We start from the raw sequence: 12,473 nt of genomic DNA on the forward strand, positions 1-12,473 counted from the left end.
CGTATTGCGTCCGCCCTGGCCGGGGGAGACCTTTCCACCACGACGGAAACGCTTCCTGGCACTGGGAAAACGCCCCTAGCGTGGCGGTCCTCGTGCCGTCAAGGAGAGTGCCGATGATCGATTCGACAAGGCGGGCCGTCACAGCGCTTGCCGTGCTGCTCGCCGCCGGGGGAGCGGTGCCCGCGGCCGCCGCCGCGGCGCACACGATCACCTACCACGGCTACCAGGTGGACGTTCCCGCCGGGTGGCGCGTGGTCGACCTCACCGCGAACCCCTCCGCCTGCGTCCGGTTCGACACCGAGACAGTCTATTTAGGACATCAAAGCGCCCGGCCGGACTGCCCGGCGAAGCTCGCGGGCCGTACCGCGGGCCTGGTGGTCGAGCCGATCGCGGACATCCCGCCCGAGCAGGTCCCCGGCCGGATCACCACCGCCGACCCGGGAACCGCGACCCCGCCCGCGGACATCGAGTCCCGCGACGGCACCATCCAGCTCAGCGTCGAGGACGCCGGAGTCCTTGTCACCGCGGCACACTCCGGTGACAACGAGCCCGCGGTCCGCGAGATCCTCGCCAGCGCGAAGCTTGTCCCCGGTGGGCAGCACGCGGAACTGACTCCACCGGCCAAGCGTCGTTCCCTGGCGCCGGTCGTGGCGCCGGGTACGTTCAAGGGCAAGGGCTTTGACGTCTGTTCGGCGCCTTCGCAGTCCACAATGGATGCCTGGCGGTCCTCGCCTTACGACGCCGTCGGCATCTACAGCAGCGGCGGGCTGCGAGCATGCGGCCAGCCGAACTTGACCTCGGCCTGGGTGTCCAACCAGGCAGGCAAAGGCTGGAAGTTCATCCTGATCGACGTCGGCCGGCAGGCGCCGTGCACGGACTTCCGGCTGAAGATGTCGACCGATCCGGCCACCGCGCGCCAGCAGGGCCGGGACGCCGCCAACGCGGCCATCTCGGCCAATACCGCCCTCGGGTTCGGCAGCGGTAGCGCGGTCTACAGCGACATCGAGGGCTACTCGAACACCGCGGCCTGCCGTGCCAGCGTGCTGTCGTACGTGAGCGGGTGGACGGAAGCCTTGCACGCAAAGGGCTGGCTGTCCGGCGTGTACTCCAGCGGCGCCTCGGGCATCAAGGACCTGGCCAACGCCTACAACAACACCGCCTACACCCGCCCGGACCACATTTGGTTCGCCTGGTGGAACAATGTGGCCGACGCCGACGCGGGCACCTACGCGCCGGACAACTACTGGGCCAACCACCAACGCATCCACCAGTACTCCGGAGAAGTACCCGAGACCTGGGGCGGGGTGCGGCTGTCCGGCATCGACCGCAACTACCTCGACGTCGGCTCCGGCACGCCAAACCCTTGTGACGCAGTCAATCTCACCCTCAGCAGCTACCCGAAGCTCGAACTCAACGCCACCGGCGCAGCGGTCAAAGCCGCGCAGTGCCTGCTGGACACCGCGCCGAGCGGAACTTTCGATGACGCCACAAGCAACCTCGTGCGCACCCGCCAGCAAAGCGTTGGCCTGCCGGTGACCGGTGTCGTCGACTCGCGCACCTGGACCGCGCTGCTGTCCGCGGGCAGCACGCCGACCGTCAAGGACGGCTCCACCGGCGACGCCGTGGAACGGTTGCAGCGGTCGCTGATCGCCGCTCTGGGCACGAGTCTGGACGTCGACGGAATCTTCGGACCGGCCACCGAACAGGCCGTCCGTCAGTACCAAACCTCGCGTGGCCTCGGTGTCGACGGCATTGTCGGCCCGGCCACCTGGACAGCACTTCAGGCGGGCAAATGAAGATCCTCGCAGTGATGGCCGTCCTTTCGACGGTTCTCGTTGGCCTGCCAGCGAATGCGGCAGCGCCTGTCAAGTCGGACGTGAACGGCGACGGCATCCCCGATCTGGTGTTCTCGACGGGCGCACGCCTGACCTACAGCGGTGACACGGCCCTGGTGCCCAACGATCTCGGCGGCTCCGTCGAGGTTGTGCCCGGCGGGACGGCGCCCGCGTCGATGATCAACCAGAACAGCCCGGGAATCGGCCTGGGCATGGAGGCCGACGACAAGTTCGGCGCCGCCCTGGCCACCGGCGACTTCAACGGCGACGGCCTCGCGGACGTCGCAGTCGGCAACCCGACCGAGTCGGTGAACGGCCTCGCCAGCGCGGGCGCAGTGTCTATTTTGTACGGTCAGAAGACCGCGCCCTACCTGCACACCATCGCCGGAGCGCTCGGCACGATCAACCAGGACACCGCGGATGTGCCCGGGGTGATGGAGGCCGGGGACCTGTTCGGCGGCAGCCTCGCGACCGGCGACTTCAACGGCGACGGCTACGCGGACCTCGGCGTCGGCTCGCCCGGAGAGGCCATCGAGACCAAGGCCCGCGCGGGTGCGGTGTGGATCTTCTACGGCGGAGCCGCGGGCCTGACCACGCACAACGTCGTCGCGTACAACCAGGACGACCCGGATCTGGCCGGTGCGGCCGAAGCGGGCGACCTGATGGGCTGGGCGCTGGCCGCGGGCGACGTGACCGGGGACGGCCGCGACGACCTGGCCGTGCTCTCCGCCGGTGAGGTGATCAACGGGACGACCGGCGCGACCGGAGCCGTGCATCTGTTGCACAGCAGCGCGACCGGGCTGGTGGTGCAGGGATCCTCGTACGTCAGCGTCGGAAACGCCGCCACCGAGGGAAAGTGGCGGTCGATGGTGATCGGCAAGTTCCACGGCGGCGCCAACGCGGACCTGGTCGTGCAGGCCGAACGCCGTCGCGGCGGACCGGCGGACTCCGGTGCGCTGGTGGCCGTCCGGGGCAGCGCGACCGGGCTGACCACCACCGTTCAGGTGATCGACCAGGACACCGCGGACGTGCCCGGCGGCGCCGAGGCGAACGACTTCTTCGGCGGCACGCTCGCCGCCGGTGACCTCGACGGCGACGGCATCGAGGACCTGGCCGCGGCCACGCTCAAGGAGAACAACCGCGAAGGTTCGGTGTTCCTGTTCCGCGGCAGCACATCCGGCCTGCTCACCCACACCGTGACCGCGTTCGGCGAGAACACGGTGAACGCCGTTGCCCAGGCGGGCGAAGGCTTCGGCTATGGCCTGCGGGTCCTCGACATCACCGGCGACGGCAAGGCGGAGTTGACCGTGGCCGCGCCTTGGGAGGACGGTACGGGCGCGATGTTCGTGCTCACCCCGGGACTGTCCGGCGACGGTCTGGCCGTGACGCTGAACCGGAAGGTCACCAGGGCGGACATCGGCACGGCGTCGGCGTTCGGCCCGGGCACGCCGTTCGCCGGCAGTGCCCACGTGCTCAACGACAACCAGGACTCGGTCAAGTAAGGGGGATGGCGATGACCAGGTTCAACCGCCGCATCTTCGTGTTCGGCACGGCTGCCGCCGCCGGTGCGCTCGCGCTCGGCGGGTCGGCGTCCGCCGCGATCGCGTTCCCGTTCACCCTGGGCGTGGCCTCGGGTGACCCGTTGCCGGACGGTGTCGTGTTGTGGACGCGGCTCGCGCCCGCGCCGTTGAACGCCGACGGCCACGGCGGCATGCCGAACAGCCCGATGACGGTCTACTGGCAGGTGGCCACCGACCAGGGGTTCACCCAGATCGTCCGAAGTGGAGAGGTGGCGGCCCAGTACGCCGACGCCCACTCGGTGCACGTGGAGGTCGACGGCCTGCAGCCGGATGCCGAGTACTACTACCGGTTCCGCGCCGACGGCCACCTCTCGCCGGTCGGCCGGACCCGGACCGCGCCCGCCTTTGACGTGCTGGGCCGGAACTTCCTGATGGCGTTCACCTCGTGCGCGCACTACGAGTCCGGCTACTACACGGTCTACCGGCGGATGGCCGACGACCGCCCGGACCTGATCCTGCACCTCGGCGACTACATCTACGAGGACGCCGCCACCTCCGGCTCGGTCCGTGAGCACCTGGGTTCGGAGATCGTCAGCCTCGCCGACTACCGCCGCCGTTATGCGCAGTACAAGGCGGACACCGACCTGCAGGCAGCACACGCGGCCGCGCCATGGCTGGTCGTACCCGATGACCATGAGGTCGAGAACAACTACGCGAACCTGACGCGTGCCGACAACTCCCCGGCACTCACAGCAGCACAGTTCAAACAACGGCGTGCCGACGCCTACAAGGCGTACTACGAGAACATGCCCTTACGCGCGACAGCCAAGCCCACGGGCGCGGACATCCCGCTGTACCGGCGGGTGCGCTGGGGCCAGCTCGCCACGTTCCACATGCTCGACACCCGCCAGTACCGCAACGACCAAGCCTGCGACGACGGCTGGAAGTACTGCCCGTCGGCCGGTGATCCCGCCCGCAGCCTTCCCGGGATGACGCAGGAGAACTGGCTGCTTAACGGGCTGTCGCAGCACACGGGTACCTGGGACGTGATCGGGCAGCAGGTGTTCTTCGCCCGCAACGCTGACGGCGACGACGCCGTCAGCATGGACGCTTGGGACGGCTATCCCGCATCCCGTGACCGCATCCAGAAGGGCTGGGTGCAACGGGGAGTCCGTAATCCTGTGGTGCTAACCGGTGACGTACACCGCGCGTGGGCCAACGACTTGAAGGTCGACTACACCAACCCCGGCGCCCCCGTCATCGGTACGGAACTGGTGACCAGTTCGGTGTCCTCCGGCGGCGACGGTGCGGACACCACGGGCATCCCCAACGGCGCCTACAACCCGCACCTGCGGTTCTACTCCCAGCACCGCGGGTACGTACGCGCTCAGGTGACCCCGGCCGCGATGAACGTCGACTTCCGCGCGGTCGACAAGATCACCACCCGCGGCGCCGCGGCCCGCACGCTGAAGTCGTTCGTGATCCAGGAAGGACGGCCCGGCCTGCAGAACCCGTGACGTTACGCGGTCCGGCCGGGAACAGTTCCCGGCCGGACCGGGGGTCCCGGCCCTGGTGCCCGGGAACCGCTCGGCAAGACGCTGAACGGCGGCTTTCCAACTCGAGCGGGAGGACTTGAATGTCGGACAAGTCGATGAACCGTCGTGGCGCACTGCGGCTGGGCGTGATCGCCGGAGCAGCCGCGGCGGGCCTGGTGTCACCGGCGGTGGCGTCAGCGCGGACAGGGGACATCGAGGCACACCGGCGCGCGGTGGCCGCAGCCAACGTGGCCGCCGAGGCCAACGGTCTCGTGCACGTCCCGGACGTGGACACGCCGGACTCCGTGTCCCTGGCGGGCTACCAGACGAGCTTCAAGAACCAGGGCGGCCGGGGTACCTGCTACGCGTTCGCCGCATGCGCTGCCATGGAGGCGGCCTACAAACGCAAGTACGGCGTCGACCTGGACCTGTCGGAGCAGTTCGCGTTCCACATCAACAAAGCGGGCGAACTCTACGACGACTACATGACGACCACCGTGCCGCACGAGAACAACAGCTCCTACTGGGGGTTCCAGGGCAGCAGCGACATCGTCGACAAGCTCGCCCGGTCGGCCATCCCGGTGGAGTCGCTCGCGCCCTACGGCGACGGCCCGGCCTGGGAGCGGTTGCGGACCGACAACCCCGGTTGCGGCGCCCTGGACTGGAACTCCAGCCAGGAACAGCTGGACGTCTTCGAGTTCCTGGAGGGACACATCCCGACCCGGTCGCGCCACCAGGCGAAGTACCGCGTCACGGGCTATGCGGCCATCCCGGGCAACCCGTCGCCGTCCGACATCGAGAAGGTGATCGCCTCCGGCCGTGAGGTGGTCGTCGACGTGCCCGGGCACGCCACCCTGATCGTGGGCTATGACCGCAACCGGCGGGTCTACCTGATCAAGAACTCGTGGGGTGAGGGCAAGATCATCGAGTCCTCGTACGACTCGACGAGCTGGCCGATCCTGGGTGGCCGCTACATCACCGACGTCGACGCGGTGAACGCCGCGCCGCAGTGGGACGCGTTCTGGGTGGGTCGCTGGCAGATGGACCACGACGGCTGGCGTGGTGAGCTGGTCATTCGGCGCACCACCAACTACCGCCGTTCACAGGGACAGCCGACAAAGCTGGGCAACTACTACCGCGACGGCAAGTCCTACGACGTCAACGGGGTCACCGCGCAGAACGGTCAGGCCCTGCACTTCTGGATCGCCGACCAGCCCGGCAAGGTCCAGCCGGGTACTGCCAGTGGCCAGGAGTTCTGGGCGTACGTGTACAGCTTCGCGCCGACGTTGGCCGCCGGGTCCACGTCGTGGAGCGGGATTCCCTTTGGTGTCAGCCTTTCCCGGTCCGCGCTGCCGGGCCGGCCGACGTCCGGGTTCGTGGCGAACGACTGGATCGGCACGTGGGCGATGAACCACGACGGCTGGACGGGCACGCTACGGGTCACGTCGGTTGCGCCGTTCTCTGCCAGCTATACCCATGAGGACGGGCGCACCCTGGCAGTCACCGGCGGCCTCGACAGTGCGCACCCGCACGTTATACGGGCGCGGATCGGGTTCGCAGCTGACGACCAGCGGCCGTTCCAGCTGTACGCGCACACCTGGGAGAAGGACATCTTCTCCGGCACCACCCAGTGGGGCGGCCAGAACTACGGCGTGAACGGCCGTCGTGTCTGATCAGAACCGCGTGTGATCAGATGAGGTGTGGCCAGGACGCTGATGGGGGTCTACGCCCATCCTGACGACGAGTCCACGTGTGCCGGCGGGGTCATCGCCATGCACGCCGATCGGGGCGTGCGGGTGGTCGTGGTGACCTGTACCGGCGGCGAGTTCGGGGACGGGCCCGGGGGAGTGAAGCCGGGCTCGCCCGGGCACGATCCCGCGGCGGTCGCCGAGATCCGGCGCGCGGAGCTGGACGCGGCCTGCGAGGTGCTGGGCGTGTCCGTCGTCGAGCGGCTCGGCTATCACGACTCGGGAATGCCCGGCTGGGACCGGTTCGCGCGAGAGCCGGTCTTCAGCCGGGTCCCGGTCGAGTCGGTAGCCGCGAAGCTGGCCGCCTTGCTTGATCGATATCGCCCAGACGTCGTGATCACCCACAATCCGGACGCATCGCACGAGCACGTCGATCATCGGCATGCCGCCAGTGCCGCCGCGCTGGCGGTCGAAATATCCCCCTTTCCGGTGAACTTGTACTTCAGTGCGCACGGCTTGAGACATTGGCAACACTTGCGTAACGCACTCAATGTGGCGGGATTCCGCCACTCGGACGCCGACGCGCAGCGCATCCGGGTGCTCACCGAGATCGATTCCCGGATCACCCACCGGATCGGCATAACCGGCCTCGTGCAGCGCAAACGCGCAGCTCTCCGGTGCCATGAGAGCCAGCTGGGCAGCTCGTTGGCGGCCCGGCTGAGCGCCGATCAGTACGCCGATGTGTTCCGTTCGGAGGCCTTCATTCGGGCATCCGGCGGGTCCCAGGGCCGTGAGTTGTTCATGTCATGACGGGTCCGGGATTGGTGCTCCGCGCGGACTGCTGTAATCTTGGTGTCGGTGCCGCGCTCCCGATGACCCCCAGGTCGGTTGAGCGCGGCACTGCTATATGTCGGGGGAGATCTTTTGCAGCGTGTACGGGTGCGACGGGTATTCGACGGCCAGACCTTGTTCGACCAGCCCACTGTCGTCGTCGTTGAGGACGGCCGGATCGCGTCCGTCTCGCCGACAGCCGAGCCGGTCGAGGACGTCACCCTGCTGCCGGGGCTGATCGACTCGCACACGCATCTGGCGTTCCCGCCGGGCGGCGACATCGTCAGCTCGATGACGTCGGACGACGACTCGACCGTCCTGGACCGCATGCGGACGCATTTCCGGCAGGCGCTGCGGGCCGGGATCACGACGGTCCGCGATCTGGGTGACCGCGGCTACCTCGGCCTGCGGCTGCGCGCGGAGGAGCCGGGCGTGCTCGTGGCCGGCCCTCCGATCACCTCGCCGGGCGGGCACTGCTGGTTCCTCGGTGGTGAGGCGATCGACGTCAAGGCCGCCGTGGAGGAACACATCGCGCGCGGGGTCGACGTGATCAAGGTGATGGCCACCGGCGGCAGCATCACCCCCGGCAGCGCCCCGCAGGACTCCCAGTTCACCGCGGACGAACTTCACCTGATCGTGCGGACCGCGCACGCCGCCGGGCGGCTCGTGGCCGCGCATGCCCACGGTGGCCAGGGGATCGCGGACGCCGTGCAGGCGGGGGTCGATGTCATCGAGCACTGCACGTTCCTGACGCCGGACGGAACCGACCCCGACTGGGCGACCATCGACGCCATCGCGGCGGCTGGGACGTTCGTGGGCGTGACTGTAGGCGGTACCAAGCGCACACCACGGCTCGACGCGGTACGCGCGATGTACGGGGGTATGCGGCGTGCTGGGGTGCGTCTGGTGTGTGCGTCGGATGCTGGGGTCGGTGGTAAGGCGCACGACGCACTGCCGTCGTCTGTAGCGGAGTTCGTGGCGTTCACGGAGTGCACGCCGATTGAGGGGCTCCAAGCCGTGACCAGTCTCGCCGCCGAGGCGTGCGGGATCTCGTCGCGGAAAGGCCGGATCGCGGCGGGCTACGAGGCGGACCTGCTTGTGGTGGCGGGGGATCCGACGCGGGATCTGGCTGCGCTAATAACGGACGTTCGTGCTGTGTTCAGCGGCGGTCGGCGCGTTGTAGGCGACGACGAGGGGTGACGCCCAGGCCTTGGCGACCGCGGTCAGCCAGCGCCGTTCGGTCTCCTGGTCGACGCCGCCCTGCCGGACCAGGTCCAATGGCTTCGCGACTCGTTCTTCGCCCTGCGCCTTGGCGTTGAGCGCTTGTTTGAGCCAGCACGCGGTGGCCGCGGCCTCGTCCGGCATGGCCTCGACGATCCGCTCATAGGCCACCGGCGTGATCCACTCGCGCATGATCAGCATGCCGTCGCGGATCTCCACGATCCGCCGGTTCAGCCGGTGCCTGCTGTCGCGCAACATCAACGCGTCGACGAACCGGCTGCGCGGCGGGTGCAACGCGATCTGCGGCAGGGCGTCGTAGAGCGCACGCCACAAGGAGTACAGCTGGTTGGCCCGCCACCAGGCGGCCACACTGCGGCTCAGCGGCATGATGATCGCCAGCGAACACCCGGTCGTCACGCCGATCGAGTAGATCGACGAGACGTAGACGCCGAGTTCGGGCAGCAGCGAGGCTGTGGAGAACAGCGCGGCCACCCGCAGTCCCAGGAAGATCAGGAACGAGGTCGTCGCGATCGCCAGCGCCACCAACGCGACCCGCAACACCGGGGTGATGACCTTGAGGATCTGGCGCCAGAACAGGAACGCGGTCGCGCCGGTCGTGACGACCATGTAGGTCAGGTAGGCGATCCAGTAGACCGTGTGCGCGGTGAACCCGCCGGGCACCGGCAGGAACCGTTCCCTGGTCGGCAGATGTTGCGTGGTGACCAGGGTGAACATGACGATCATCGTGACGATCGTGGCCGCGCAGTACAGGGCGGCGCGGCGGCTCCAGCGCGCGCTGACCTCGTCCGGTGAGGAGATCCGCAGCGCGACCCGAAGCAGGAAGACCGTGACGACGCTGGCCAGCAGGCTGGAGATCAGACTCTCGATGCGTGGCACACCGGTCAGGTCGTGGATCGCGCGCATCACCGGCGCCTGCAGGACGGTCAGCCCGATGGCCTGGAACACCAGGGTGAACCACAGCAGGCTCTGGTCGGCAACGCGGACGGCGGGGATCCGCAGCAGGATGACAGGCCAGGAACAGCAGAGCAGCACGATCCGGATCGTGTCGGCGTTCACTGGTCGAATCCCAGCGCCTTGCCCAGTCTGCGGTCCGACTCGGTGACGGGCTCGCCGTTGATCTGCTGGCCACGTTCCAGGATCAGCGTGGCGACCAGCTCGGCCTCCTGCTCCTGACGGGTGTTGTAGCTGGTTCGCAGCAGTGCCTGCTGGACGAGCTCGGGCCCGTCGGCCGGGTCGATCTGTTCGCCGAGCATGGGCAGGGTGTGTCCGCAGATCATGTGGCCCAGCTCGTGCAGGATGATGTGCTCCTGGTGGAACGTGCTGGTCTGCTGCTCGAAGAAGACGTGGTCGGCGACGTCGGTGGCCACCCACATCCCGCACGGCATGTCCGGCACGCCAGCAGGTTTCTCCAGCGGGTGCAGGTACAGCGTGCGGCCGCGTTGCGCCGAGATCGCGTCGCAGAGGGCGGGAACCGAGAACGGGTCGGGCAGCCGCAGCCCGCGCACCACCTCCTGGCAGCGCTTACGCAGCCGGCGTGCGGTCAACATGACCGGGGTCTCGCAGCGGGCACGGGGAAAAACTATCCGTCCCGCGACGGCGCGTCCACTTGTTCGTCACGCTGCGAATCGGTTCGCTCGATCTCCCGCACCCGGTCGATCATGGTCAGGATCGCCTCGCGGCTGGCCTCGGACAGGTCCGCGGAGCGCAGCGCGATCGCCCGCACCCCCTTCTCCCGCAGCGCCACGGCCAGATCCATGTCCGCGTTGCTGGCCTCCGGATCCAGGAAGAACGCGACCGGGCGGCCGAAGAACGCGGCCAGCGCCTCCAGCCGCGCGCCGGTGGGCGCCTCCAACTGGCCGGTACGCAGCTTGTGCAGGGTCCCGGTGGAGATGCGCAGCCCCGTGCGCTCCCGGATGTCCCGCGCGATCGCCGCGGTGCCCGGCACCTTCCCGCCCCGCCCCGCGTAGTGCTCGCGGATCAGCGCCTCGAGCTTCGCCGCCAGCCTCGGTTCGTCGACCACTCCGCCACCCTCCCAGCCGTCGTGGTGCAACTGTTCAGCGTGGTGAACACCCAGAGTCGCCGCCCAGTTGGAGCCATATTACAAGGAGTGGAGCTTGACAAACCGTGGTTCGGACCAGAAGAGTAAGGATTGTTCAAAAAGGTGAACAGGAGGGGTGCCCGGGACATCGGGCCTCCCGGGCGCGACGACGCGCGCAGTGGCGGCATCCGTTCATCACGCGGGGTCGGCCAGGGTAGATCCGCTTCTGCTGGGGGTGCAGATGTGCCTGCCGGCCCCGCAGAATGACACCCGTGCGTAGCCGTCCGCTCTCAGTACGTGGTGCGTTTGTGTTCGTGCCCGAGGTGTATCCCGATCATCGTGGGCAGTTCGTGTCGGTGTTCCAGTCGCCGGTGTTCGCTTCCGTGGTGGGTGGGGCGCTGTTCGAGGTGGCTCAGGCGAGCGTGAGTGTTTCGGCGGTGGATGTGGTTCGGGGGGTGCACTACACGGCTACGCCCCCCGGGTGTGCCAAGTACGTTTACTGCCCTTCGGGGCGGGTGCTGGATGTTGTGGTTGATCTCCGGGTGGGGTCGCCGACTTTCGGGGTCTGGGACTCTGTTGAGCTTTCCGGGGCGGGGGAGGCTGTGTATCTGCCTGTGGGGGTTGGGCATGCTTTTGTGTCTCTTGTGGACTCTTCTGCTGTGGCTTATCTGTTGTCGCGGAACTACGATCCCGCTGTGGAGCTTGCGGTTTCGGTGAGGGGGCTTGGGTTGCCGCTGCCTGCTTCGCCGATCCTGTCGGATCGGGATCGCGCTGCTCCTTCTCTTGAGGACGCTCTTTCGCGGGGTCTTCTGCCTTTGTACTCGGCTTGCCTCTAGGTAGGGTTTGTCCTTGCCGGACGGGCTGACATCCAGCTGGGTGAAAGAAGCGCTCGCCGCGCGGCAGCGCCACCCAGAGGGGGTTCAGGGCCGTGCCCTGTCCCTCTGGTATGGCCTGCCCGGAGGGAATCACATCTGTCAAGTGGGGGCTGGGTTTCCAGCGGGGTGCCGGTCCGTATGGCTTGGGTGGGTGGTTGGTTTGCGTTGGCGGACCGGCGTTTGGTTTGTGGCCCCCACTTGACAGATGCGATTGCGCAAGCGCCAGGCCATACCGGAGGGACAGGGCACGAAGGCGGGGTCTGTTGCGCTTCGCGTTGGCGGGTCACCCACATCGGTGATGGCCTTGCGTGGCACTGAAATCGCGGGTTGTGCCCGGTATTGTGGAGCTATGCAAGGCAGTGGGAAGCATTGGGGTAAAACAAAAGAAGAGATCGTCGCTGCCCTGCAAGCGTCCGAGACCCAGGCCCGGCGGATCCACCACGGACAGCTCGAGCTGGTGGCCTTCCTGAACAACCAAGGCCTCGCCACCGAACTCGGCTACTCCAACCCAGCCGCGCTCCTGGTGCACGCGCTGCGGATCTCCCCTAGGGAAGCCAAACTCCGCCTCGCGCAGGCCGAAGCGCTGTTCCCCAGCATCACGCCTACCGGGTCGGTCATCGAGCCCGCCCTCCCGGCGACTGCCTCTGCCTTGGCTGCCGGAGACATTGGCTCTGAGGCCGTGGACGTCATCCGCAAGACTCTCAAGGACCTGCCCGATCTGGAGCCCGAGAAGCTCGCATTGGCCGAGTCCACCATGGTCGCCCAGGCCGCCGAGGACGACCCGAATGCGTTGGCCCGCTTCGGCACCCGGGTCCGCAACATCGTCGATCCCGACGGTCCACCGCCACCCGATCCGGAACCGAAACAGCCTGACCGGATGCTGCACATCCGCGGTCGTCGGGATGGTGG

General features: G+C 68.1%; 11 protein-coding genes. 8 read left to right on the forward strand and 3 right to left on the reverse strand.

Annotation, left to right across the window (positions count from 1 at the left end):
• Window positions 1-113 precede the first annotated feature (113 nt).
• The 6 genes from AB0J95_RS33465 (at window position 114) to AB0J95_RS33490 (ending at window position 8,609) form a co-directional block, all read left to right on the forward strand.
• Window positions 114-1,796, forward strand: coding sequence for a glycoside hydrolase domain-containing protein (locus AB0J95_RS33465; RefSeq protein ID WP_364766960.1), 1,683 nt, complete (start codon window positions 114-116; stop codon window positions 1,794-1,796).
• A complete protein-coding gene (locus tag AB0J95_RS33470) occupies window positions 1,793-3,337 on the forward strand; it encodes a hypothetical protein (RefSeq protein ID WP_364766962.1) in 1,545 nt (514 codons plus the stop codon). The genes AB0J95_RS33465 and AB0J95_RS33470 overlap by 4 nt, the downstream gene beginning before the upstream one ends.
• 11 nt (window positions 3,338-3,348) lie before the next feature.
• On the forward strand, window positions 3,349-4,872 hold the full coding sequence (locus AB0J95_RS33475; protein WP_364766964.1) for an alkaline phosphatase D family protein: 1,524 nt from the start codon (window positions 3,349-3,351) through the stop codon (window positions 4,870-4,872).
• A gap of 119 nt (window positions 4,873-4,991) precedes the next feature.
• Window positions 4,992-6,563, forward strand: coding sequence for a C1 family peptidase (locus AB0J95_RS33480; RefSeq protein ID WP_364766967.1), 1,572 nt, complete (start codon window positions 4,992-4,994; stop codon window positions 6,561-6,563).
• A gap of 27 nt (window positions 6,564-6,590) precedes the next feature.
• Window positions 6,591-7,388: a PIG-L family deacetylase gene (locus AB0J95_RS33485; RefSeq protein ID WP_364766970.1), complete on the forward strand. Its 798-nt coding sequence runs from the start codon at window positions 6,591-6,593 to the stop codon at window positions 7,386-7,388.
• Between the two features lie 129 nt (window positions 7,389-7,517).
• Window positions 7,518-8,609 carry an amidohydrolase family protein gene (locus AB0J95_RS33490; RefSeq protein ID WP_364766972.1) on the forward strand — a complete coding sequence of 364 codons (1,092 nt, stop codon included), beginning with the start codon at window positions 7,518-7,520 and terminating at the stop codon, window positions 8,607-8,609.
• Here AB0J95_RS33490 and AB0J95_RS33495 read toward each other — a convergent pair.
• The 3 genes from AB0J95_RS33495 to AB0J95_RS33505 are packed head-to-tail and all read right to left on the reverse strand — an operon-like array spanning window position 8,544 to window position 10,671.
• Window positions 8,544-9,707 carry an MAB_1171c family putative transporter gene (locus AB0J95_RS33495; RefSeq protein WP_364766975.1) on the reverse strand — a complete coding sequence of 388 codons (1,164 nt, stop codon included), beginning with the start codon at window positions 9,705-9,707 and terminating at the stop codon, window positions 8,544-8,546. The genes AB0J95_RS33490 and AB0J95_RS33495 overlap by 66 nt on opposite strands.
• On the reverse strand, window positions 9,704-10,198 hold the full coding sequence (locus tag AB0J95_RS33500) for a hypothetical protein (protein ID WP_364766978.1): 495 nt from the start codon (window positions 10,196-10,198) through the stop codon (window positions 9,704-9,706). The genes AB0J95_RS33495 and AB0J95_RS33500 overlap by 4 nt, the downstream gene beginning before the upstream one ends.
• A gap of 32 nt (window positions 10,199-10,230) precedes the next feature.
• A complete protein-coding gene (locus tag AB0J95_RS33505; RefSeq protein ID WP_364766981.1) occupies window positions 10,231-10,671 on the reverse strand; it encodes a hypothetical protein in 441 nt (146 codons plus the stop codon).
• A 281-nt stretch (window positions 10,672-10,952) separates the two neighbouring features.
• Between AB0J95_RS33505 and rfbC the strand changes: the two genes are divergently transcribed.
• Both rfbC and AB0J95_RS33515 read left to right on the forward strand, forming a co-directional pair.
• Window positions 10,953-11,525 (forward strand): dTDP-4-dehydrorhamnose 3,5-epimerase, encoded by a 573-nt coding sequence (rfbC, locus tag AB0J95_RS33510; protein WP_364766984.1) that lies wholly within the window; start codon window positions 10,953-10,955, stop codon window positions 11,523-11,525.
• 388 nt (window positions 11,526-11,913) lie between these two features.
• Window positions 11,914-12,473 (forward strand): DUF222 domain-containing protein (locus AB0J95_RS33515; RefSeq protein ID WP_364766987.1); only part of this gene is annotated, 560 nt, incomplete at its 3' end.

This window comes from Actinocrispum sp. NPDC049592, from assembly GCF_040675465.1.
Lineage (GTDB): Bacteria > Actinomycetota > Actinomycetes > Mycobacteriales > Pseudonocardiaceae > Kibdelosporangium.

What these genes read in the sequence shown, in the direction of transcription:
- AB0J95_RS33465 (WP_364766960.1), top strand. Translation starts at nt 114, where the DNA reads ATGATCGATTCGACAAGGCGGGCCGTCACAGCGCTTGCCGTGCTGCTC.
- AB0J95_RS33470 (WP_364766962.1), top strand. Translation starts at nt 1,793, where the DNA reads ATGAAGATCCTCGCAGTGATGGCCGTCCTTTCGACGGTTCTCGTTGGC.
- AB0J95_RS33475 (WP_364766964.1), top strand. Translation starts at nt 3,349, where the DNA reads ATGACCAGGTTCAACCGCCGCATCTTCGTGTTCGGCACGGCTGCCGCC.
- AB0J95_RS33480 (WP_364766967.1), top strand. Translation starts at nt 4,992, where the DNA reads ATGTCGGACAAGTCGATGAACCGTCGTGGCGCACTGCGGCTGGGCGTG.
- AB0J95_RS33500 (WP_364766978.1), bottom strand. Translation starts at nt 10,198, where the DNA reads ATGTTGACCGCACGCCGGCTGCGTAAGCGCTGCCAGGAGGTGGTGCGC.
- rfbC (WP_364766984.1), top strand. Translation starts at nt 10,953, where the DNA reads ATGACACCCGTGCGTAGCCGTCCGCTCTCAGTACGTGGTGCGTTTGTG.